Below are 20,149 nucleotides of genomic sequence, written 5' to 3' on the forward strand. Positions count from 1 at the left end.
GTCCAACGACATGGCCGAAGCCGCCGGCAGGCAGCGCGAGGCGGTGGACATGGTGTCGACCGCGTTCCATGAAATGGTCGCCACCGCCAACGAAGTCGCCCGCTCCTGCAGCCAGGCCGCCGATTCGGCCGACAGCGGCCAGCGTCAGGCCCGCGAAGGCCAGCGGCAGATCGATGATGCGGTAAACAGCGTCGATCAACTGAGCGCCGAGATTTCACGTTCGGCCAACGACATGTCGCAGCTGGAAAAGGACAGCAACGACATCCAGTCGATCCTCGACACCATCCGTTCGATTGCCGAACAGACCAACCTGCTGGCACTCAACGCGGCAATCGAAGCCGCGCGAGCCGGCGAACAGGGACGCGGCTTTGCAGTGGTTGCCGATGAGGTCCGGGCACTGGCCAAGCGCACGGCGGACTCCACTGCCGAGATCGACTCGCTGTTGGGCAACCTGGCCAAGCGCACCGCGTCGGTGGCGCAACAGATGCACGCAAGCCTGGACGTGTCCCAGCAGTCCGTGGCGAAGATCGGCCAGGCGCGCAGCAGCTTCGGGCAGATTCGCGAATCGGTGGACGTGATCCGCGACATGAACACCCAGATCGCCACCGCCGCCGAACAGCAGCATCAGGTGGCCGAAGACATCAACCGGCACATCAGCCAGATCCATGGCGATGCGCAGTTGGTGGCTGAACTTGCGGATTCGGCGCGGGGTGATTCGAAGAACCTTGCGGCCCTGTCCAACGAGCTGGACAGCCTGGTGCGTCGGTTCAGAACGTGATGCCACTCCCGTAGCAGCACGGCTTGCCGGCGGGGGCGTCCGGAAGATAGCTGACGCCGGCAAGCCGGACTGCTACGTGGCTATGCAGCAACTCGTACTTGTAGGAGCGCGCTTGCCCGCGACCGCGGTGGGCCAGGCACCATCAAGGCGTCTGACCCGGCGTATTCGCGGGCAAGCGCGCTCCTACAAGAAGCGGCGCTCGTTTTCCATCGATTTACCACGCCACGATGGTCGAATCCGCCCGTGGTTCGGTGCCGCCGCACAACACGCCGCTGACTGGGTCACGCACGATGATCTGCCCTCGGCCGTAATCGGTGGAGTCATAGGCGATGACAATCTCGTGCCCGCGCCGGGCGAGCGCGGCGGCCAGATCCTTGGAGGCGCCCTGCTCGATGCCGATCTGCATGCCGCCCAGCCACTGCCACCTCGGCGCATCCAGCGCGGCCTGCGGGTTGAGCCCGAAATCCACCAGGTTCATCACCATCTGCACATGGCCCTGAGGCTGCATGTAGCCCCCCATCACGCCGAAAGGCCCCACCGCCTCGCCGCCCTTGGTGATGAAACCGGGAATGATGGTGTGAAAGGTCTTCTTGCCCGGCACCAGGCAATTGGCGTGGCTGGCGTCCAGGCTGAATTCCTGCCCGCGGTTCTGCAACGCAAGGCCGCTGTCCGGCAACACCACCCCGGAACCGAAGCCGTGATAGTTGCTCTGGATGAACGACACCATGTTGCCCTCGGCGTCGGCGGTGGCCATGTACACCGTGCCGCTTGAGTGCGGATCCCCAGGCTTGGGCGCCTGGGCACGCTCACCGATCAGCGCGCGACGCTCGTCGCTGTAGCGGTCGCTCAACAGATCGGCCACCGCCACCCGCATGTGCAGCGGATCGGTGATGTGGTGCAAGCCATCGGCGTAGGCCAGTTTCATGGCTTCCAGCTGGCGATGCCAAGTCAGTTGGCTGTCGCGATGGTCGAAGTCGAAGCCTTCTAGAATCTTCAGCGTCATCAGCGCCACCAGCCCCTGGCCGCTGGGCGGGATTTCCCAGACGTCATAGCCGCGGTAATTGACGCTGATCGGATCGACCCACTGCGGCTGAAAGCCGGCCAGGTCCTCGGTCCGCAGATAGCCGCCAGTCGCCCGGGAATGCGCGTCCAGCCGCTTGGCCAGGTCCCCGCGATACAGGCTTTCGCACTGGGTTACGGCGAGCTCTTCAAGGGTGCGCGCCTGGGCCGGGTTGCGGAACACCTCCCCCGCCCTCGGCGCACGGCCATCGATAAGGAAGGTATCGAACCAGCTCTCCAACGCTTCATCGCGATGGGGCGAGAACTCGTCCAGCGCAATCTGCCACTGATGCGCAACCACCGGCGAGACCGCAAAACCGTCCCGGGCCAGGCTGATGGCCGGAGCCAGCAATTCGGCAAACGGCAGCTTGCCGAAGCGTCGGGACAGTTCGGCCCAGGCCGCCGGGCAGCCAGGCACCGTCACCGGGGTCCAGCCATACAGCGGCATCTGCCCATGGCCTGCGGCCTTGACCGCTTCGATGCTCAAGGCGGCCGGCGCATTGCCATTAGCATTCAGGCCATGCAACTTGCCCTGGGTCCAGACCAGCGCAAAGGCGTCACCGCCGATGCCGCAGCCGGTGGGTTCGACCACGGTCAGCGCAGCGGCCGTGGCAATCGCCGCATCGATGGCGTTGCCGCCCTTTTGCATCACTTCCATGCCGGCCTGCGCCGCCAGCGGCTGCGAGGCGGCGACCATGCCACGGCGGGCAAACACACTCTGGCGCCGGGACGGATACGGGTACTCGTGTGCGGAAAAATTCAACATGGCGAAGGCTCTTCAAAACAGGTTCATTGGCCAGACTTGATGCGGTTCCATTCGCGGGTAATCAGGCGCTGGATGTTGTCCGGCAGGTCGGCGGAAACGAAGGCTTTGCTGATCACTTCGTCGCTTGGGTAGATCCCCGGATTACCGCTGACTTTGGGGTCCATCAGGGCGGTGGCGTCGGTATTGGGGTTGGCGTAGCCCACGTAATCGCTGACCTTGGCGATCACCTCCGGACGCAGCAGGTAGTTGACGAAGGCATGGGCGTTGGCGACGTTGCCGGCGTCCTTGGGAATGGCCAGCATGTCGAACCACAGGTTCACGCCTTCCTTGGGGATCAGGTAGCGAATGTCGACGTTCTTGCCGGCTTCGTGGGCGCGGGTTTGGGCCTGCATCACGTCCCCGGAATAGCCGATAGCCACGCAGATGTCGCCGTTGGCCAGGTCCGCCGTGTATTTCGACGAGTTGAAGTAAGTCACCGAAGGCCGCAATTTCATCAGCAATGCCGAGGCCTTCTTGTAGTCGTCAGGCCTGGTGCTGTTGGGGTCCAGGCCGAGATAGAGCAGCGCCTGAGGGATGATCTTCACCGGTGCATCGAGAAAGGCCACGCCGCAGCTCTTGAGCTTGGCCAGATTGGCCGGGTCGAAGACCATCGACCAGGAATCCAGGACCACGTCCTTGCCCAACACCGCCTTGACCTTCTCTGCGTTGTAGCCGATGCCCACCGTGCCCCACATGTACGGCACTGCATAACGATTGCCCGGATCGGCCGCCTCAAGGCGCTTCATCAAGCGCGGGTCGAGGTGGTTCCAGTTGCTCAGCAACGAGCGTTGCAGCGGTTGATAGGCCCCGGCGCGGATCTGCTTGGACAGGAACTGGCTGGACGGCACCACCAGGTCGTACCCGGAGTGCCCGGAAAGCATCTTGGCTTCGAGCATCTCGTTGGTGTCGAAGATGTCGTACTCGACCTTGATGCCGCTGTGCTGCTGGAAGTTTTTCAGGGTGTCGGGACCGATGTAGTCGGACCAGTTGTACATCTTCATCACGCCGTCAGCGGCTTGAGCAACAGGCAGCACAGCGACAGAACACAACGCAGCGGCAAAGCAGATCGAACGCATGGTGATTTCCTTATGAGCGTTACAGCACGCGGCTGAGAAAGGCTTGGGTACGCGGATGGGACGGACGGGTGAAAATCTGCTGCGGCGGGCCCTGCTCGATCAACTCCCCCTGATCGAGCACCACGACGCGGTCGGCCACTTCACGGGCAAAGCCCATTTCGTGGGTCACCACCACCATGGTCATGCCGTCGTCGGCCAGCTCCTTCATGACCTCCAGCACCTCGCCCACGGTTTCCGGGTCCAGGGCGCTGGTGGGTTCGTCGAAGAGCATGGCCTTGGGTTTCATCGCCAGCGCCCGGGCGATGGCCACCCGTTGCTGCTGGCCGCCGGAAAGCATCGACGGATAGTGTGCGGCCTTGTCTGCCAGCCCGACCCGAGCCAATAGCTCCCGGCCCTGGCTCAAGGCCTCCTGGCGAGGCACGCCCAGCACATGAATCGGTGCCTCGATGATGTTTTCCAGCGCCGTCATGTGCGCGAACAGGTTGAAGCGCTGGAACACCATGCCGATGTCGCGGCGCTGACGGGCGATGTTGCGCTCCGAATCGCGCACCAGGCTGCCGTCGGCGCGTTCGCGGTAGCCCATGTTCTGGCCGTTGACCCGGATGCGCCCGGACTGAATGTCTTCCAGCAGGTTGATGCAGCGGATGAAAGTGGTCTTGCCCGAGCCCGAGGCGCCGATCAGCACCACCACTTCGCCTTTGCGTACCTGCAGGGAAATGCCTTTGAGGATTTCCAGATCACCGAAGGACTTGTGAACGTCCAGCGCCTCGATGATCAGTTCTTCACTTTGATGCGCCATCTCAACGCCCCCTCAACAGTTTCATCGCGCTGCGGCCAAACATCCGCCGGGCCGCAGGCGGCTGGCGGTCGGACTGGCCGAAGCGCTGTTCCAGCCAGCGCTGGAAGAAGCCCCACAGCGTGGTCAGCATCAGGAAGTAGATCGCCACCACCAGATACAACTCGAACACGCGAAAGGTCGCCGAGGTAATCATCTGGGTGCTGAGCAGCAACTCCTGCACACCGATCACGCTGACCAGCGTGGTGTTCTTGAGCATCACGTTGAACTCGTTGCCCAACGGCGGCACGATCACCCGGAACGCCTGGGGCAGCACGATGCGGCGCATCAGCTTGCCGAAGGTCATGCCCAGTGAACGGCCGGCCTCGTACTGGCCCTTGTCCACCGCGCCGATGCCTGCGCGGATGATCTCGGCCATGTACGCCCCTTCGTTCAGGCCCAGGGCAATGATCGCCGCCTGAATGTTGCCCGGGATGATGAACCAGCCAAGGTCGATGTCTTCGAAACGGAAGATCCCGCCCGCCGCCAGCGCCGTGTACAGGAACACGATCTGCACCAGCAGCGGCGTGCCGCGCATCAGCCACACGTAAAACCGAACCGGCAGGTACAACAGCGGGTTCTTCGACAGACGCATCAATGCCGCCACCAGCCCCAGCACGCAGCCAAGCAGCATCGCCAGCACGCTGATCAGGCACGTCAACCACAGCCCAGTGAGGTAGACCCCACTGGGCTGGGTCAGGTATTGCCAGAACACTTCCCAATTGAAATTCATCATGTGACCCCGTTCTGCGCCGGCTTAATCGAGCTTGTCGCTTTCGACGTGCCACTTGGCCAGTAACTGGGTGTAGCTGCCGTCGCTGCGCATGTCGCTGATGATCTGCTGCACAGCGGTGGTCAGTTGTGCGTCGTCCTTGCGAATGCCGAGCCCGGTCAGGATGCGGCTGAACGCGGGCACGCCTTCCTGAAACAGATCAGGGGCCATGGCGGCGTAGTAACCGGCGGTTTCGACGGTGGTGCCATAGGCGTCCACCTGCTTGATGCGCAGCGCCTGGAAGGCATCGGTGTCGGTGTTGTAGACCACCAGCTTGAGCGGCGGCTTGCCGGCCTTGGCCAGGGTCTCGTTCTGGGTGTCGAGCAGGGTCTTGATGGTCGAACCGTTGAGCACCGCCACCTTGTTCCCGGACAGGTCATCCAGCGACTTGATGCCCTTGGGGTTGCCCTTGGGCACCACCACCGACTGGCTGGAGTACATGTAGTTGACGATGTTGATCACTTCGCGCCGCTCGGGCTTGTCGAACAACTGGTCAACGATCATGTCGCACTGTTGCGCCAGCAGCGCCGGGACCAGCCCCGAGAACGGAATCACCCGCCATTCCACCTTCTTGCCGCCCAGGCGCTTGGCGACTTCCAGCCCCAGGTCGATGGTCAGGCCCACCGGTTTCTGCGCGGCGTCGAATGACACCAGCGGCGGCGAATCCATGCCTGAGCAATAGGTGAGTTTCTCGACCTTCTGCAGCCGGTCCGGCACCGTGGTGGCGGCGGATGCCAGCGGTGCGAGCAGACTCAGGGAAACGAGCATGGCCAGTGTGGCGGGTGTGTGCATGACGAAAGCTCCAATGTTCGGTAAGAAAGCAAGGGCAGTTCTGAACGTCAGTACGGTGTAACGGGCGGGCTGGATACCCGCTTCTGGTTGAGGGTCAGGCGGTTTTTTGTTGTTCGAGAAAGTCGATCAGGCTCGGCACGGTGCCTTCGATGTGCTCGCGCAGGATGCGCTCGGCCTGCTCGGCATCCCCTGCGCGCAGGGCATCGAGGATCACGGCGTGCTCATCACGGGCGCTCAGGGGCTTGTCGCCGTGTTCGAGCCACAGGCGCATGTGCGGCTCGATGACCGTGTACAGGGCGCTGATCTGGCGCATCAGGCGGCCGCGCTCGCTGAGGCTGCAGAGGTATTCGTGGAATTCGCGGTGGCGGCTGACCCACTCGGAACTGTCGTCGCGGTAGGCGTCCATGTCGTCGAGCAGGCGTTCGAGGTGGGTTAGGTGACGCTCGGTGATCTTCGGTACGGCGACGCGGATCGCCAGACCTTCCAGCGCACTGCGCATCTCGAAGACTTCGCGCATTTCGTCAATGTTCAAGCCGCTGACCACCGCGCCGCGATTGGGCCGCAGCGTCACCAGCCCATCGGCGGCCAGGCGCCTGAACGCCTCGCGCACCGGCATGCGGCTCATGCCGATCTCGCCGGCGATGTCCTCGGCGATCAGGCGCTCGCCCATCTTGTAGGTGCCTTTGCAAATCGCATCGAGCAGGAAGGCATAGGCCTCTTCTTCAGCGGTTACGGCCTGGCGGTCGGTGTAACGGGGGGCGAGTCGCATGTGTCACCTGTTTGTATTTTTGTATCCAATCATCCACGGATACGAAAAAGCAAAGTCAGTGCCAGCTTTGCAAAAGCACCTGCAAGGTAATGAAAGGGATAGGAATTTAGCGCAAATGCGAAAATCGGCAGCGCAAGCGATGTGCTACCAATCGGATCAGGCATGGGTACGGGCGCACAACCATGGGGCATGGGCGTGCATGGGGGAACGACGTGCGGGCGTCAGGGGTGACGAATCACCGACTCGATACGCTGCATGGCCGGCAACAGCGCCTCGGCGATTTCCTGGGCCTTGGGTGTCGGTTGCATCTTGCGGTCGCGGCGCAGGAACAAGGGGTCACCGAAGAACTCGCGCAGGCGCACCAGAGAGCCACTAACCGCCGGTTGCGTCACTCGTAGATGCTGGGCCGCGCCACTGACGCTGCGCTCGCGAAACACCACCAGGAAGGTCAGCAACAGGTTCAGGTCAAGACTCAGCAGAATATCTTCATTGAGGGACATCAGCTCACCCCGCTCGGCTCGGTGACAAAACTGTTGAACTGGATATGGCTGATGGCGCCGCACGAAAGCAGCTCCATGAAACCGGCCAGCTCAGGATGGGAGAAGTGAGCCTGCATCTGCGCCTCGGACTGCCAGTAGCCGCTGACGATCCAGGAGGCGTCACAGGCCTTGCTGGCGGTCAGGGTGTAGGCAATGCACGGCGTGGTGCTGTTCAACACATCGAGCATGCGCGGCACACGGGCATCGACTTCACTGCGACGCCCGTGGGTGGCGTGTATTTCTACGGTGTTGATCGCCGATACAAGCATCATCCTCTCCTGCGATAAATGATGGGGCGATTCTGACGCGCGAGACGCCCCGGATAAACCACAGGTTTGGAGTTTCTGCGTTGCGGATTAAGCGACAATTAACCCAAGGGTCAGATGGCCAGGCTGTCGACCACCCCGCCGTCGACTCGCAGCGCGGCGCCCGTCGTCGCTGAAGAGAGCGGCGAAGCCAGATAGGCGACCAGGTTCGCCACTTCATCGACCTCGGCGATCCGCTGGATAATCGAGGAAGGCCGCGCTGTGCGTACGAAGTGGTTGGCTTCCTCCCGCGCGCTGCGGCCAGATTCGGCCATGGCGTCCTTGAGCATGTCCTCGACGCCGTCGGTGAAGGTCGGGCCCGGCAGGATCGCGTTGACCGTGACCCCGGTGCCCGCCAGACGCTTGGCCAGACCGTGGGAAACGGCCAGGTTGGCAGCCTTGGTGGTGCCGTAGTTGATCATGTTGGCCGGGATGGCCACGCCGGACTCGGACGATACGAAGATCACCCTGCCCCATTTCTGCTCGACCATGCCGCCCACGTAGTGGCGCGACAGGCGCACGCCGGAGATGACGTTGGTTTCGTAGAAACGGCTCCATTCGCTGTCGTCGGTTTCGAAGAAGTCTACTTCGTTGAAGATGCCCAGGTTGTTGACCAGAATGTCGGCGCGCGGATGGGCCTCGAACAGACGCTGGGCGCCCTCTGCGGTGCCCAGGTCAGCCACCAGGCCATGCAATTGTGCGTCTGGCACCTCGCGTTTGATCGAGGCGATGGCTTCATCCACCTTGCCCTGCCCACGGCCGGCAATCACCACCGAGGCCCCGCACTGTGCCAATGACTTGCCGATCGCCAGGCCGATACCGGCTGTCGAACCGCTGACGATGGCGAGTTTTCCGTTCAGGTCGATTTTCATGCTGCATCTCCATCAAGGCTATCAAGGTGGGCGGCTGAAAACGGTCCCAATGGCCGCGTCAGCCGGTCGCCAGGGTGACGACAACGAAGCCAAGCGTAGATGCAAAAGCGCGAGACCGTCCAAGACATGTTTGGACGAAGTTGAGACGTTAGAGGTCTTACCCTCGATATCGCAGGTTTGAACACTGTAGGAGCGCGCTTGCCCGCGACAGCGTCCTCGAGATCGCTCCCGCGGGCAAGCCCGGCTGCTACGGGGTTGGGGTGAAACTGGCATCCGCGTTCACGCAGAACCGTAGCAGCACGGCTTGCCGGCGGGGGCGTCCGTGAGATCGCCATCGCGGGCAAGCGCGCTCCTACGGGATTGGGGGTGAACCTGGCAGTGGCGTTCACCCAGAACCGTAGCAGCACGGCTTGCCGGCGGAGGCGTCCGTGAGATCGCCGTCGCGGGCAAGCGCGCTCCTACAGGGTTTGCGGCGAACACAGAATTGCGGGGATCCAAATTCCGTAGCAGCACGGCTTGCCGGCGGGGGCGTCCGTGAGATCGCCGTCGCGGGCAAGCGCGCTCCTACAGGGTTTGCGGCGACCACAGAATTGCGGGGACCCAAATTCCGTAGCAGCACGGCTTGCCGGCGGGGGCGTCCGTGAGATCGCCATCGCGGGCAAGCGCGCTCCTACAGGAGGTGTTTACTTGTTGAACGCCGAGTAGCTGTTCATCAGGTTGCGGTAGTTCGGGATGCGCTGGGATAGCAGGTTCGCCAGGCCTTCCATGTCGTTGCGCCAGTCGCGCTGCAGCTCGCAGGCCACGGCGAACCAGTTCACCAGTTGTGCGCCGGCTGCGGACATACGCGCCCACGCCGCCTTCTGCACCACGTCGTTGAAGGTGCCGGAAGCATCGGTCACCACGAACACATCAAAGCCTTCTTCCAGCGCGCACAGGGTCGGGAACGCCACGCAGACATCCGTCACCACACCAGCAATGATCAGCTGCTTGCGACCGGTCGCCTTGATCGCCTTGACGAAATCTTCGTTGTCCCAGGCGTTGATCTGGCCAGGACGGGCAATGTACGGCGCGTCCGGGAACATTTCCTTGAGCTCAGGCACCAGCGGGCCGTTGGGGCCGGATTCGAAGCTGGTGGTCAGGATGGTCGGCAACTTGAAGAACTTGGCGCAATCGGCCAGGGCCAACACGTTGTTCTTGAATTCGTTGGGCGAGAAGTCCTGCACCAGCGAGATCAGACCTGTTTGGTGGTCGACCAGCAGAACGACGGCATCGTTGATATCCAGACGCTTGTAAGGAACGGTCATGATTGACTCCATCAGTGGGGTTGCAGTGTGTGCGATGCCAACAGACTGCGTCGGCGGGTGCCTCGCCAGGCAAGCCCGGCGAGGCGTTGAGACGCTTTAGAATGCGAAGCAGGAGCAGCCGAAGGCGCCCCAGAAACCCTGGAAGTCGCTGACCGGGGCTTTCGACTGGCGGGCCTTGTCATGGCCATGGGCATGCACGGCGCACGGCCCGCTGCACTGGTGAACTGCAGCGGCCAGCGGCGCGCCCTGACGCCAGTGACCCGGCACCATGGCCACCGGCGACCAGTCCGGCAGTACCGGCACGCTTGGCGGCGCCAGTTGGTCGAACTCGTTGGTGCCATAGACGACCTTGCCGTCGACGATGGTCAGCACCGACTCGATCCACTTGATCGACTCTTCCGGCACGCTGAAGAAGTCCTGGGACAACGCGACCACGTCAGCCAGTTGACCGACCTTGATCTGGCCCTTCTTGCCCTGCTCGGAGGAGAACCAGGCGCTGCCACGGGTGAACAGCTCCAGTGCGGTCTCGCGGGACAGGCCTTCGGGGTACAGTTCCATGCCGCCCACGGTGCGGCCACTGACCATCCAGTACAGCGAAGTCCATGGGTTGTAGCTGGAGACGCGAGTGGCGTCGGTGCCGGCACCCACTGGCACGCCTTCGGCCAGCATGCGCTTGATCGGCGGCGTATGTTGAGCCGCGTTCTTGCCGTAGCGATCGACGAAGTATTCGCCCTGGAACGCCATGCGGTCCTGAATCGCGATACCGCCACCCAGGGCCTTCACCCGCTCGATGTTTTTCGGCGTGATGGTTTCGCAATGGTCGAAGAACCACGGAATGCCGTTGAACGGAATGTCGCGGTTGACCTTCTCGAACACGTCCAGCATGCGCGAGATCGACTCGTCATAGGTGGCGTGCAGGCGGAACGGCCAGCGGTGTTCGACCAGGTGGCGCACCACCGGCTCAAGATCCTGTTCCATGCCGGCTGGCAGGTCCGGACGCGGTTCGAGGAAGTCTTCGAAGTCGGCCGCCGAGAAGGTCAGCATCTCGCCCGCGCCGTTGTGACGCAGGAAGTCATCGCCCTGGTGCAGCTTGACGGTGCTGGTCCAGTGCTTGAAGTCCGCCAGCTCTTCCTTGGGCTTCTGGGTGAACAGGTTGTAGGCGATACGCACGGTCAGCTGCTTGGCCTCGGCCAGCTGGGTGATGACTTCGTAGTCGTCCGGGTAGTTCTGGAAACCGCCGCCGGCGTCGATGGCGCTGGTCAGGCCCAGGCGGTTCAGCTCGCGCATGAACTGGCGCGTCGAGTTGACCTGGTATTCCAGCGGCAGTTTCGGGCCTTTGGCCAGGGTCGAGTAAAGGATCATCGCGTTCGGGCGCGCCACCAGCATGCCGGTCGGCTCGCCATTGCTGTCGCGCACAATCTCGCCGCCCGGCGGGTTTGGCGTATCGCGGGTGTAGCCGACCACGCGCAGCGCGGCGCGGTTGAGCAATGCACGGTCGTAGAGGTGCAGCACGAACACCGGGGTGTCAGGCGCGGCCTGGTTCAGCTCTTCGATGGTCGGCAGGCGCTTTTCAGCGAACTGGAATTCGTTCCAGCCGCCCACCACGCGCACCCATTGCGGGGTCGGCGTGCGATCGGCCTGGGCCTTGAGCATGCGCAGGCCGTCGGCCAGCGAAGGTACGCCTTCCCAGCGCAGCTCCAGGTTGTAGTTCAGGCCACCGCGGATCAGGTGCAGGTGCGAGTCGTTCAGACCCGGGATCACCGTGCGCTTGTGCATGTCGATGACCTGGGTGGCGCTGCTGCGCATGCCCATGATTTCGGCGTCGGTGCCCACGGCCACGAACTTGCCGCTGGCGATGGCAACGGCGCTGGCCTTGGGTTGTTCCTGGTCAACCGTATGAAAGTTTCCGTTGAATAGAATCAGATCGACGTTCATAGGAGTTCCTTGGGCAGAAGATTTGGAAGCACCGACGGCAAAGCCGGTGACAGGCATTGAGGTGAGAATCGCGGCGGCCGCACCGAGCAACGAGCCCTTGGCAACGAAGCTGCGGCGCTCGCTGCTGCCTGGGGCGTCATCGTCGTGCTTATCCTTCATGATCGGCACCGGGCGCAGGCTTGGGCGCGGCATTGAGCCAGGACGCGAACAGCTTGGTGGCCTGGGGCATCAGCAGGTAGACGACCAGCAAGACAATGGTGATGGTGACCAGCGCAGTGCTGATGATGTAGTTGCCCAGCAGCGGGAAAGCGCGGAACACCGGGCCCCACAGCAGCGGGATCAACAGGGTCAGCGGGCAGATCACGAAAAAGGTCACCACCGACTGTTTCCAGCGTGGCGGCGGTGGCGTGTCGCTGGCTGGCACGAACCAGAATTCGTTGTGCGGGTTGACCTCGGTCAGGTCGCCATCGGCCAGCATCGGTGCGGCCTCGGCCACCAGTTCCCGGCGCTGTGCCGAGTCCAGCCAGCTCTGCATGGCGTCCGTCGAACAGAAGCGCAGCACGCAGGTGAACATGTGCAGGCCATCGGCCTTGCCACGAATGACATCGACGCCCAGATGCCCGGGATACGAGGCGGCAATGGCCACGATGCGGCGCAACCAGGCCTCGTATTGTGCCTCCTGCCCTTGCTTGACCCGGTGCTTGATCACCAGCGTGACGATCTCGTCAGGGGACAGTTTCGAGGTCGCGGTGACGTCGGCGGACATGGCGGATTCAGGCATAGCGAAGCGCTCCGGAGAAACGATGGCCGAGCGCCAGGCGGCCAGGCCCGGCGATCAGCACACTGGTGAAAATGATGATGAGCAACCAACCGAACTGCCCCTGCTCAACGCTCCAGTCGCCGTGCACCACTACGAGGGCCACCAACAGCAGGAAGAGAATAGGCAGGCACGCCAGACGCGCCAGTACGCCGGTCAGAATCAGCAGCGGGCACAGGACCTCGGCGAAAATCGCCATGCTCAGGGTCAGGGTGGCGCCCATGTGGAACGGGTCTTCGATCAGTTGCAGTTGGGCGTTGAAGTCCAGCAGCTTGGGCAGCCCATGGACGAACAGCAGAAACAGCGCACCACTGGCCCGCAGGAACAGCAGCCCCAGGTCCAGTGAGCGGTCATTGAAGGTTGAATAGCTCATCGCATACCCATGAATTCATGAACGGCTCGTCAAAGGCGGTAAACACCCTCGGCGAGCATTGAAGTCATAGTGATGGGCACAGGGATTGGGGTATTGAACGGACGTGCTGCGATTGGACGGTTTGTGCGTGGCGGGATTGATGCCAAATGTTACGGGGCCAGTCAGTTGCTTTCCTGAATCTGCCCCTTACGCTCCATGATCATCTGCTGGCCGCTCTGCTGGCGCTGCTGTTGCAGGGCATCGCTGGTGCCGGTATTCGTTGGGGCGGTGGTGTTGCGGCTGTTGCTGTTTGTCGCGTTGGTGCCGTTGGCGTTGGTGCCGTTTGTTCCGGTGGCGTTGGTGTTGCTGCTATTACTGCCATTGGTGTTCGCGGCATTGGTGCCATTGGCGTTGGTACCGTTGGTGCCGGTTGCGTTGGTGTTACTGCTGTTGCTGCGGTTGGTGTTCGCAGCGTTGGTGCCATTGGCGTTGGTGCCGTTGGTCCCGGTTGCGTTGGTGTTGCTGCTGTTGCTGCCATTGGTGTTCGCTGCATTGGTGCCGTTGGCGTTGGTGCCATTGGTGCCAGTCGCGTTAGTACCCGAGCCCGTTGCTGCACCGCCTGCCGATCCGCCGCCCGTTGCCCCGCCTGCTCCGCCTGCTCCGAACCCGGATGCGGCGATCATCAGCGCGGGTGCGTCAGCGGTTTGTGCCAGGACCACGGCAGGTGCCAGCGTAACGGCGGTAAACAGCAGAGGGATCAAGGCTTTGCGTGAGCGGATCATCATGGTGTCTCCAGCAAGAACGCGAGGGGTCTGTGGGTTGGAGGACGGGCGACGAACAGCGTTCGATCTTTTGCATCACGCGCCGATTGAACGGTGCATATGGGTGGTGTGCCAGATCGGGTCATCTTCGATGTCGTCGATGGCAAAGCCCTGGCGCTGCCAGAAGCTGATCGCTCCCGGCAGGAAAGGATGGGTGTGCAGGTACAGCACTTCGACGCCCTGCTCCACTGCCACGGCTTTCAAGGCGTCGAACAGACGAGCGGCCAGGCCCATGCGCCTGAAGTCAGGGTCGATGAACAGACGTACCACCTCCACCGTCTTGTGCCCTGAATAGTCCAGTTGCGGGAAACGCCCGTCGTACGGCAGATAGCCGATGACGCCGACCAGTTGACCCGCATGGCGAGCGATGAGAAACCGGCCAGCCTCCGGGGCCAGATAGACGTCCTCAAAGCGCTGCAGATCATCGGGCATCACATCCGGGTCGAGCATCGGAAACATCCCGGCCCGCGCACCCATGACAAAGGTCAGGATGTCAGGGATATCGCAGGATCGGGCCAGGGAAATCAAAGGGGGCATGCGTCAGGCCAAGGCAAAAACACCGATCGTAGCAGTCCGGCTCGCCGGCGTGGCGATCTTGAGGCCGCAACGCCGGCAAGCCGGACTGCTACGAGTGCGTGTGGCATCGGCTTGTAGGAGCGCGCTTGCCCGCGATGGCGGTGTGTCATGCGACATCAAGGTGTCTGGCCTGACGCTTTCGCGGGCAAGCGCGCTCCTACGGGATCGGCGTCGCATACCCCATCGAATGATGACCGAAGCCTGTAGGAGCGCGCTTGCCCGCGACGGCGGTGTGTCATTCGACATCGAGGTGTCTGGATTCACGCTTTCGCGGGCAAGCGCGCTCCTACGGGATCGGCGTCGCATGCCCTATCGAATGATGACCGAAGCCTGTAGGAGCGCGCTTGCCCGCGACGGCGGTGTGTCATTCGACATCAAGATGTCTGGCCTGACGCTTTCGCGGGCAAGCGCGCTCCTACGGGACGGGGTTTGGTCAATATCTGGGCTTGACCGCTCTCCAGTCCGGCTTGTACTTCTGCATCTGCCTGACGTCGTCGCGTGAGCGGATTCCGCAGGTCAGGTACTGGTCGTTGAGTTTGCCCAACTGGTCGTAGTCCAGCTCCAGCCCCAGGCCCGGATCGCGGGTGATCTTCACGCAGCCGTCGACGATGGGCAGCTTGCCGCCCTTGATGACCTCCTCGTCCGGCTCCTGCCACGGGTAGTGGGTGTCGCAGGCGTAGTCCAGGTTCGGCACCGCGGCGGCCACGTGGGCCATGGCCATGAGGCTGATGCCCAGATGCGAGTTCGAATGCATCGACACCCCAAGCCCGAAGGTTTCGCACATCTTCGCCAGCGCCTGAGTGTCCCGCAGACCGCCCCAGTAATGGTGGTCGGCGAGGACGATCTGCACGCTGTTCTGCGCGACACTGCGGCGGAACTCGTCGAAATCGGTCACGACCATGTTGGTGGCCAGCGCAAGCCCTGTGCGCTTGTGCAACTCGGCCATGCCATCGAGCCCAGGCGTCGGGTCCTCGTAATACTGCAAGTCGTCGCCCAGCAGCTCTGCCATACGGATCGAGGTTTCCAGCGACCAGTTACCGTTGGGGTCGATGCGCAACGGATAGCCAGGAAACGCCTTCTTCAGAGCCTTGATGCACGAGACCTCATGCTCGGGCTCCAGCGCCCCGGCCTTGAGCTTGATGCTCTTGAAACCATAAGCCTCGATCATCCGCCGCGCCTGGGCGACGATCTGCTCTTCGCTCAAGGCCTCGCCCCAGCTGTCTGGCGCGTAGGGCGAGCCGGCATGGGTGGCGTACTTGAAGAACAGGTAGGCGCTGAACGGCACCTGGTCGCGCACCGCGCCACCGAGCAGGTCCACCAGCGGCAGGTTCATGGAGCGCGCCTGCAGGTCGAGGAAGGCCACCTCGAACGCCGAATAGGCATTGCTCACCGCTTTGCTGGCATGGGAACCGGGCGCCAGTTCTGCCCCAGCGATACTGGCCGGTTTGTGGGCCGCAACAGTGGCCTTGACCACCGCCTTGAGCTGCGCAAGGTTGAACGGATCCATACCGATCAACTGGCTCTGCACCTGCTGCTGGATCGCCAGCGCCGGGGCATCGCCGTAGCTTTCGCCCAGGCCGATATAACCGTTGTCGCTTTCCACCTCGATGATCGAGCGCAGCGCGTAGGGCTCGTGGATGCCGCTGGCATTGAGCAACGGCGGATCACGAAAGGCAATCGGGGTGACGGTAACACGCGTGATTTTCAAATGACTTCTCCCGGTCAATCAGGGTTTGAGGCTTGAAGAGGGGTTGAGCGTCGCAGGGGCAGCCAGCGTGGCGCCGATGTCGCCCGGCAGGTGCCGGTCAGCGCGGGGCGTGGTGCGGGCAAAGAAGATCACCACCGCCGCCAGCAAGGACGTGGCCGCGAGGCCGTACAACCCGCCAGTGATGGAACCTGTGGTCTGCTCCAGAAAACCGAAGGTAGCGGGCGCAACGAACCCGCCCAGGTTGCCGATGGAGTTGATGAGAGCGATCACTGCCGCGGCGATGCGCGCATCCAGATAGCCCTGGGGAATCGGCCAGAACAGCGCCGAGGCCGCCTTGAAGCCGATGGCCGCGAAACAGATGGCAACGAAAGCGAACACCGGCCCGCCGGTGGTGGACATGAACATCCCGCCCGCCGCGATGACCAGGGTCAGCGACACCCAGGCCTGCTGATGCTTGAAGCGTGCGGCCAGCGCCGCGAAGCCGTACATGGCGACGATGGAGATGATCCACGGAATGGAGTTGAACAGCCCGACCTGGAAGTCGCTCATGCTGCCCATTTTCTTGATCATGCTGGGCAGCCAGAAGGTCGCGCCGTAGATGGTCAAGGCCACCGAGAAATAGATGAAGCAGAACAGCAGGATCTGCCGGTCAGCCAGCAGCCGAAAGATTGACGGCTTGACCACCTGCGTCGCTTCGCGGGCCTTTTGCTCGGCGTCGATGGCTGCGATCAGCGCGCCCTTCTCCGCTTCCGTGAGCCACTTGGCCTCGCGGGGATGAGACTGCAGCCAGAACCAGACAAAACCGCACAGGGCAATCGAGGCAAAGCCTTCGATCAGGAACATCCATTGCCAGCCGTGCAGGCTCAGCCCACTGATGCCCAGCAACGCGCCAGACACGGGCCCGGAGATCACCGAGGCCACGGCCGAGCCGCTCAAGAAGATCGCCATGGCCTTGCCGCGCTCACTGGCCGGCAACCACTGGGTGAAGTAATAGATGATGCCGGGAAAGAACCCCGCCTCGGCCGCGCCCAGCACGAAACGCAGGATGTAGAAGCTGGTTTCGCCTTTCACGAACGCCATGGCCATCGCCGCCGCGCCCCAGGTGAACATGATGCGGGTCAGCCAGGCGCGGGCGCCGAAGCGCTGCAACAGCATGTTCGACGGCACCTCGAACAGCGCGTAACCGACGAAGAACAAGCCGGCACCCAGTCCGTAGGCCGCCGCGCCGATGCCCAGGTCGGTTTCCATGTGGCTGCGCACGAAGCCGATATTGACCCGGTCGATGTAGTTGACGATGAACATGACCACGAACAGCGGCAACACATGCCGTTTGACCTTCGCGGCAGCGCTGGCCAGCGCCGAGGCGTCCAGGGACGATGAGGGATTGTTCAAAAGCGCGACTCCCGTTCATTGTTTTTTTAGGGATGATTTTTTGCTGATGAGCCGATGATGGACGCCGATATTGTTCCCGTCTAATCTAGATTGACTGCTGATTGATACCCGGAATATATCAATGTTCGAACTGGCCCAATTGCGCTGCTTCACCACGGTGGCCACGGAACTGAACTTTCGCCGCGCCGCCGAGCGCCTGAACATGACCCAGCCGCCCTTGAGCCGGCAGATCCAGTTGCTGGAGCATCATCTGGGGGTCGAGTTGTTCACCCGCAGCACCCGCAGCGTGGCGTTGACCGCTGCCGGCCGGGCGTTCTTCATCGAGGCGCAGAACCTGCTGGATCGTGCGCAACAGGCGGCACTGGCGGCCAAGCGCATTGCTCAGGGCGATATCGGTTCGGTGAACATCAGTTTCGTCGGCAGCGCGGTGTATGAGTTTCTGCCCAAGGTGATCGCCGAGGCGCGGCTCAACCAGCCCCACGTGAAAATTTCCCTGAGCGAGATGAACACCGCCTCCCAGCACGAAGCCTTGCGCGCCCGCCGCGTTGACCTTGGCATCGTCCGCGCGCCGCTGCTGCAGTCCGGTTATGAAACCGAGCTGTTGGTGCGCGAGCCCTTTGTGCTGGCGGTGCCGAGCACGCATCCGTTGGCGCATGCCTCGAACCTGCGGGTCGAAGACCTGCATCAGCAGCCTTTCCTGATGTACTCGCACTCAGCCTACCCGCCGTTCAACGAACTGCTGACCGGCATGTTCCGCTCGGCGCAGGTGGCGCCGGAGTATGTGCAATGGCTGGGCTCGTCCCTGACGATTCTGGCGCTGGTCAACGCGGCCATGGGCCTGGCCCTGGTGCCGCGCTGCGCGACCAATGTGGTGTTCAAGAACGTGGTGTTTCGCGAACTGGATCTGGGCGAAGGGGTGCAGAGCGAGCTGCACCTTGTGTGGCGTGCGGACAACGACAACCCGGCGTGCATGATGCTGCTCCAGGGAATCCGCGCGGCGGTCAAGGCCGAGGCGCGTCTGCAAAACGCCGCTGTAAATCCCCCACCGGCCTCGCTATGATCGGCCCATGACGCCCTCGATGCCGATTCGCTCACCCTGCCCGCCCGGCGCCTGCATTTGCGAGCGCGAACGGCTGCTGGAAACCGCAGGCACAGACCTGCGCATCCTCTGCCTGACGCGCCAGGAAGAAAAACGCCTGCTTGAACGCCTGGAAAACATCGCAAGCCTGACCGACCTCGAACACATGCAAAAGCGCATGTACGAGCAACTGGGCATCCGCCTGTCCATCGCCCCGGGTTTCAATGAAGTGCGCAGCATGCGCGGCATCGCCATCGACATCGCCGAGCTGCCCGGCATGTGCCGCAAGACCCGCCAGGCCATCCCTGCCGCCATCCGCCGAGGGCTGGAAAAGCGACCGGAAATCGCCTGGAGCCTGCTCAACGCCCATGACTTGTTGCGTGATGCCTAAGCCCGATCCGTATTCTGGGTGAAGGCTGTAGGAGCGCGCGTGCCCGCGATAGCGTCAGGCCAGACACCTCGCTGTTGAATGAGATACCGCGGTCGCGGGCAAGCGCGCTCCTACCAGGGATCAGGGTGGTCATGCCCTCGCGAACAACCCCAAACCCGTAGCAGCACGGCTTGCCGGCGGGGGCGGTGCTGGCTACTTCTCCCAATCCGCCTTGGCGATCGCCAATCCGTGCAAGCCGTTGTACTCGGCACGCTTGGGCTGTTCCCAACCTTGCAGCAACGACGCATCGAGGTCGTAGATTTCCACACCCAGCGGCCTGCAAACGGTCAACGGATCCTGCGCCTCGGGGCCCCACATCGGCAGCGACAGGTCCCCGCCCGGGCAGGTGGACAGCGCGCACAGCAGGTCGATTTCGGCGAAGAACTCCAGGTAGTCGCCCTTCTGGGCCGGGCAGGCTTTCATGAAATACAGGTCGTCGTGGTTCAGGCCTGTGCATTGAAAGATGTTGAGCACGTCATGCACGTCGAACTCGGTCAGCCCATGGGGCAGTACGGCGCGGGTGAGGTTGGAGTGGCAGTGGTGATGAAAATCCTCGCCGGTGAGCATCTTGTTCACGTAGGGATCGCAGCGGGTGCCGAGCAGGTCGTGCAGACGCCCGCCGTGTTCGTCGACGCCGTAACTGGCCAGGCTGTCGTCGGTGATGGTCACCATGGGGCGCAGGAATGGCAGGTTCGACCACAGCCGGTCATGGGTGCTGACGTGGGCGCCCTGCAGTTGACGGGTGCGCGCTGCCCACATGCGCTCGCGCGGGTCGTTGGCGTTCCACACGTTGAAGTCGCCCACCTGGGGGCCCACCGGGGTGGTCACACGAAACACCTGACCGGCCTTGACCTTCCACGCACGACCGGTACGAATCGGCACTTCGAACTGCTCCACCAGGGTGCGGCGGTCCTGGTTGTCGCGGATCCGGTCGTAGAACGCTGTGTCGATCTGTAACGCTGCACCTTTACTGACCTGATACGCAGCGGGGTAGTCTTTGTACATGCGGCTCTCCTGAGGGTCCGGGCTGTTTCAGCGATTGGGTTGGGCTCAGGAACAGCATAGGCCGTGCCAAGGATCGGCAGTATCGAAGATCCCCCCACAACACTCATCTGTGGGAGCGGGCTTGCCCGC

General features: G+C 62.8%; 21 protein-coding genes. 3 read left to right on the forward strand and 18 right to left on the reverse strand.

Annotated elements, in window-relative coordinates; genetic code table 11:
- Window positions 1–49: 49 nt before the first annotated feature.
- Window positions 50–778 (forward strand): methyl-accepting chemotaxis protein, encoded by a 729-nt coding sequence (locus ACIPOO_RS12005; protein WP_400607727.1) that lies wholly within the window; start codon window positions 50–52, stop codon window positions 776–778.
- 214 nt (window positions 779–992) lie between these two features.
- Here ACIPOO_RS12005 and ACIPOO_RS12010 read toward each other — a convergent pair whose 3' ends face one another.
- The 17 genes from ACIPOO_RS12010 to ACIPOO_RS12090 form a co-directional block, all read right to left on the reverse strand.
- The gene (locus ACIPOO_RS12010; protein ID WP_400607023.1) at window positions 993–2,603 is read right to left on the reverse strand and encodes a gamma-glutamyltransferase family protein; all 1,611 of its coding nucleotides are present in this window, start codon (window positions 2,601–2,603) and stop codon (window positions 993–995) included.
- Between the two features lie 23 nt (window positions 2,604–2,626).
- The gene (locus ACIPOO_RS12015; RefSeq protein ID WP_400607026.1) at window positions 2,627–3,718 is read right to left on the reverse strand and encodes a polyamine ABC transporter substrate-binding protein; all 1,092 of its coding nucleotides are present in this window, start codon (window positions 3,716–3,718) and stop codon (window positions 2,627–2,629) included.
- A 19-nt stretch (window positions 3,719–3,737) separates the two neighbouring features.
- Window positions 3,738–4,517, reverse strand: coding sequence for an amino acid ABC transporter ATP-binding protein (locus ACIPOO_RS12020; RefSeq protein WP_400607028.1), 780 nt, complete (start codon window positions 4,515–4,517; stop codon window positions 3,738–3,740).
- A 1-nt stretch (window position 4,518) separates the two neighbouring features.
- Window positions 4,519–5,286, reverse strand: coding sequence for an amino acid ABC transporter permease (locus tag ACIPOO_RS12025; RefSeq protein WP_274134665.1), 768 nt, complete (start codon window positions 5,284–5,286; stop codon window positions 4,519–4,521).
- 24 nt (window positions 5,287–5,310) lie between these two features.
- Window positions 5,311–6,093 carry an ABC transporter substrate-binding protein gene (locus ACIPOO_RS12030; RefSeq protein ID WP_400607730.1) on the reverse strand — a complete coding sequence of 261 codons (783 nt, stop codon included), beginning with the start codon at window positions 6,091–6,093 and terminating at the stop codon, window positions 5,311–5,313.
- Window positions 6,094–6,211: 118 nt separating this feature from the next.
- On the reverse strand, window positions 6,212–6,886 hold the full coding sequence (locus ACIPOO_RS12035) for a GntR family transcriptional regulator (RefSeq protein ID WP_400607030.1): 675 nt from the start codon (window positions 6,884–6,886) through the stop codon (window positions 6,212–6,214).
- A 221-nt stretch (window positions 6,887–7,107) separates the two neighbouring features.
- The gene (locus ACIPOO_RS12040; protein ID WP_274134670.1) at window positions 7,108–7,386 is read right to left on the reverse strand and encodes a LysR family transcriptional regulator; all 279 of its coding nucleotides are present in this window, start codon (window positions 7,384–7,386) and stop codon (window positions 7,108–7,110) included.
- Window positions 7,386–7,694, reverse strand: a complete 309-nt coding sequence (locus tag ACIPOO_RS12045) for a putative quinol monooxygenase (RefSeq protein WP_400607033.1) — start codon at window positions 7,692–7,694, stop codon at window positions 7,386–7,388. The genes ACIPOO_RS12040 and ACIPOO_RS12045 overlap by 1 nt, the downstream gene beginning before the upstream one ends.
- A 110-nt stretch (window positions 7,695–7,804) precedes the next feature.
- A complete protein-coding gene (locus ACIPOO_RS12050) occupies window positions 7,805–8,602 on the reverse strand; it encodes an SDR family NAD(P)-dependent oxidoreductase (RefSeq protein WP_400607036.1) in 798 nt (265 codons plus the stop codon).
- A gap of 683 nt (window positions 8,603–9,285) precedes the next feature.
- Window positions 9,286–9,906, reverse strand: a complete 621-nt coding sequence (gene ycaC, locus ACIPOO_RS12055) for an isochorismate family cysteine hydrolase YcaC (protein WP_274134673.1) — start codon at window positions 9,904–9,906, stop codon at window positions 9,286–9,288.
- A gap of 96 nt (window positions 9,907–10,002) precedes the next feature.
- Entirely contained in the window at window positions 10,003–11,841 is a 1,839-nt protein-coding gene (locus ACIPOO_RS12060; protein ID WP_400607732.1) for an amidohydrolase, read from the reverse strand.
- A gap of 148 nt (window positions 11,842–11,989) precedes the next feature.
- Window positions 11,990–12,607 (reverse strand): antibiotic biosynthesis monooxygenase, encoded by a 618-nt coding sequence (locus ACIPOO_RS12065; protein ID WP_400607734.1) that lies wholly within the window; start codon window positions 12,605–12,607, stop codon window positions 11,990–11,992.
- Between the two features lie 7 nt (window positions 12,608–12,614).
- Window positions 12,615–13,031 (reverse strand): DoxX family protein, encoded by a 417-nt coding sequence (locus tag ACIPOO_RS12070; protein ID WP_400607038.1) that lies wholly within the window; start codon window positions 13,029–13,031, stop codon window positions 12,615–12,617.
- Window positions 13,032–13,192: 161 nt separating this feature from the next.
- Window positions 13,193–13,795: a hypothetical protein gene (locus tag ACIPOO_RS12075; protein ID WP_400607040.1), complete on the reverse strand. Its 603-nt coding sequence runs from the start codon at window positions 13,793–13,795 to the stop codon at window positions 13,193–13,195.
- A gap of 72 nt (window positions 13,796–13,867) precedes the next feature.
- Window positions 13,868–14,368, reverse strand: coding sequence for a GNAT family N-acetyltransferase (locus tag ACIPOO_RS12080; RefSeq protein ID WP_400607042.1), 501 nt, complete (start codon window positions 14,366–14,368; stop codon window positions 13,868–13,870).
- A gap of 472 nt (window positions 14,369–14,840) precedes the next feature.
- Entirely contained in the window at window positions 14,841–16,115 is a 1,275-nt protein-coding gene (locus ACIPOO_RS12085) for a glucarate dehydratase family protein (RefSeq protein WP_400607045.1), read from the reverse strand.
- An 18-nt stretch (window positions 16,116–16,133) separates the two neighbouring features.
- Window positions 16,134–17,417, reverse strand: a complete 1,284-nt coding sequence (locus tag ACIPOO_RS12090; protein WP_400607736.1) for an MFS transporter — start codon at window positions 17,415–17,417, stop codon at window positions 16,134–16,136.
- A 211-nt stretch (window positions 17,418–17,628) separates the two neighbouring features.
- Between ACIPOO_RS12090 and ACIPOO_RS12095 the strand changes: the two genes are divergently transcribed.
- Both ACIPOO_RS12095 and ACIPOO_RS12100 read left to right on the forward strand, forming a co-directional pair.
- A complete protein-coding gene (locus ACIPOO_RS12095) occupies window positions 17,629–18,567 on the forward strand; it encodes a LysR family transcriptional regulator (RefSeq protein ID WP_274134679.1) in 939 nt (312 codons plus the stop codon).
- Between the two features lie 7 nt (window positions 18,568–18,574).
- On the forward strand, window positions 18,575–18,976 hold the full coding sequence (locus ACIPOO_RS12100) for a hypothetical protein (protein ID WP_274134680.1): 402 nt from the start codon (window positions 18,575–18,577) through the stop codon (window positions 18,974–18,976).
- A gap of 192 nt (window positions 18,977–19,168) precedes the next feature.
- Here the strand turns inward: ACIPOO_RS12100 and ACIPOO_RS12105 are convergent, their stop codons facing one another.
- The gene (locus ACIPOO_RS12105) at window positions 19,169–20,020 is read right to left on the reverse strand and encodes an urea carboxylase-associated family protein (protein ID WP_400607048.1); all 852 of its coding nucleotides are present in this window, start codon (window positions 20,018–20,020) and stop codon (window positions 19,169–19,171) included.
- Window positions 20,021–20,149 lie beyond the last annotated feature (129 nt).

Source organism: Pseudomonas sp. NPDC090201 (assembly GCF_044746825.1).
Lineage (GTDB): Bacteria > Pseudomonadota > Gammaproteobacteria > Pseudomonadales > Pseudomonadaceae > Aquipseudomonas > Aquipseudomonas putida_AD.